The sequence below is a fragment of the Allosphingosinicella sp. genome (assembly GCF_036387215.1).
Taxonomy (GTDB): domain Bacteria; phylum Pseudomonadota; class Alphaproteobacteria; order Sphingomonadales; family Sphingomonadaceae; genus Allosphingosinicella.
Genome location: NZ_DASVUE010000405.1, coordinates 1 through 1,974, shown reverse-complemented (window position 1 = coordinate 1,974; position 1,974 = coordinate 1). Strand labels below are relative to the sequence as shown.

Genomic DNA, 1,974 nt, shown 5'->3' with positions numbered 1-1,974 from the left:
TAGCAAGTTCAAGAACATCATGCATCGCAAGGGCGCTCAGGATAAGAAGCGCTCGGCCATGTTTTCGAAGCTTTCGCGCGAGATCACCGTCGCCGCGAAAATGGGCACGCCCGATCCCGACATGAATCCGCGCCTCCGCGCCGCTGTGATGGCGGCCAAGGCGCAGTCGATGCCGAAGGACAATATCCAGCGCGCGATCGACAAATCGTCGATGGGCGATGCCGACAATTACGAGGAGCTGCGCTACGAAGGCTTCGGGCCGGGCGGCGTGTCGCTGATCGTCGAGGCGCTGACCGACAACCGCAACCGCACCGCAACGAACGTGCGCACCATCTTCTCGAAGAACGGCGGCAATCTGGGCGCTTCGGGCTCCGTCAGCCATGGCTTCAGCCGGCTTGGCCTCATCACCTATCCGGCCTCGGCGGGCGATACGGACAAGATCTTCGAAGCAGCGATCGAGGCTGGTGCCGAGGACGTGGAGTCGGACGAGGACGGTCACCAGATCTGGACCGCGCAGGAGGATCTGCACGAGGTGGCCAAGGCGCTCGAGGCGAGCCTCGGAGAGCCGGAGAGCACCAAGCTCGCCTGGCGCCCGCAGACGCCGGTCGAGGTCGGCGGCGACGATGCGGGGCAGCTCGTGAAGCTGATCGACGCGCTCGAGGATGACGACGATATCCAGACCGTCTGGGGCAATTACGAAGTGCCGGACGAGGTGATGGAGCGGCTGGCTTAGTGCCCCGCTTATGATCATCGTCGGCCTCGATCCCGGGCTCGGCTGCACGGGCTGGGGCGTGATCGCGGCCGATGGAAACCGGCTGAGCCATATCGGCAACGGCCATATCCGCACCGATGCGAAGGCCGCGCTTCCCGAGCGGCTGGTGGCGCTCCATGGGGAGCTGCTGGGCGTGTTGGCGCTTCACCTGCCGGAGGCGGCTGCGGTCGAGGAGGTGTTCGTCAACGACAATCCGCAATCGACGCTGAAGCTCGGGCAGGCCCGCGGCGTCATCTTGCTGGCGGCGGCGAGCCTGTCCGTGCCGGTCGGCGAATATGCGCCGCGGCTGGTGAAAAAGGCGGTGGTCGGGACGGGCGGCGCCGAGAAGAGCCAGGTGCATGCGATGGTCGGGCGTCTCCTGCCGGGGGTGAAGATCGCCGGCGCCGACGCGGCGGATGCGCTGGCCGTGGCGATCACCCATGCCCATCACCTTGCCAGCGCGCGCGCAATGAAAGGCCGAGCGGCGTGATCGCCAAGCTCCGCGGCCTGCTCGACAGCTTCTCGGCCGACCATGTCGTGATCGACGTCGCCGGCGTAGGCTATCTCGTCTTCGCTTCCACCCGGACGCTGTCCCAGCTGGGGGCCGTCGGCGGCGAGGTGGTGCTGCACACGCAGATGCAGGTGTCGGAGGACGACATCCGGCTGATCGGCTTTGCCACGGCCGAGGAGCGGGACTGGTTCCGGCTGCTGACCTCGGTGCAGGGCGTCGGCGCACGCGTCGCGCTTGCGATCCTCTCCGCCCTTTCGGTCGACGAGGTGCACCGCGCCATTGCCGGCAGCGACCACGCGATGGTGGCTCGTGCGCAGGGCGTCGGGCCTAAACTCGCCCAACGGATCGTCAACGAGCTTAAGGACAAAGCGGGCGGCGTGGTGCTCGGAAGCGGGGCCACTGCGCCGGCGCCCAAAGGCGTCGGCGCCGACGCGGTCTCCGCTTTGCTCAACCTCGGCTTCCGCCCCGCCGAAGCCTCGGCCGCAGTGGCCAAAGCAGAGGCCGAGCTGGGCTCGGAAGCGACCCTCGACGCGCTGGTTCGCTCCGCGCTCAAGAAGGTCGCGCGTTAGGGTTAGACAGCGGAGTCGGTTGCGGTAAAGCTGGCGCCTGTGGAGCAGGACCGCATCATCTCCGGCGACCGGCGCCCCGAGGATATCGACGCCGCGCTTCGGCCGAAGACGCTGGACGATTTCGTCGGCCAGCGGGCGGCGCG

At 67.6% G+C, this 1,974-nt stretch carries 3 protein-coding genes and 1 pseudogene; all 4 read left to right on the top strand.

All coding sequences use genetic code 11. From position 1 onward, the window contains the following. Positions 1-733 (top strand): YebC/PmpR family DNA-binding transcriptional regulator (locus VF662_RS15470; protein ID WP_464142844.1); only part of this gene is annotated, 733 nt, incomplete at its 5' end. A 10-nt stretch (positions 734-743) separates the two neighbouring features. Further along, positions 744-1,241, top strand: coding sequence for a crossover junction endodeoxyribonuclease RuvC (ruvC, locus tag VF662_RS15465; protein WP_464142843.1), 498 nt, complete (start codon positions 744-746; stop codon positions 1,239-1,241). After that, on the top strand, positions 1,238-1,831 hold the full coding sequence (gene ruvA, locus VF662_RS15460) for a Holliday junction branch migration protein RuvA (RefSeq protein ID WP_464142842.1): 594 nt from the start codon (positions 1,238-1,240) through the stop codon (positions 1,829-1,831). The genes ruvC and ruvA overlap by 4 nt, the downstream gene beginning before the upstream one ends. A 39-nt stretch (positions 1,832-1,870) precedes the next feature. Beyond that, a pseudogene (locus VF662_RS15455) lies at positions 1,871-1,974 on the top strand (Holliday junction branch migration DNA helicase RuvB); the annotation flags it as partial.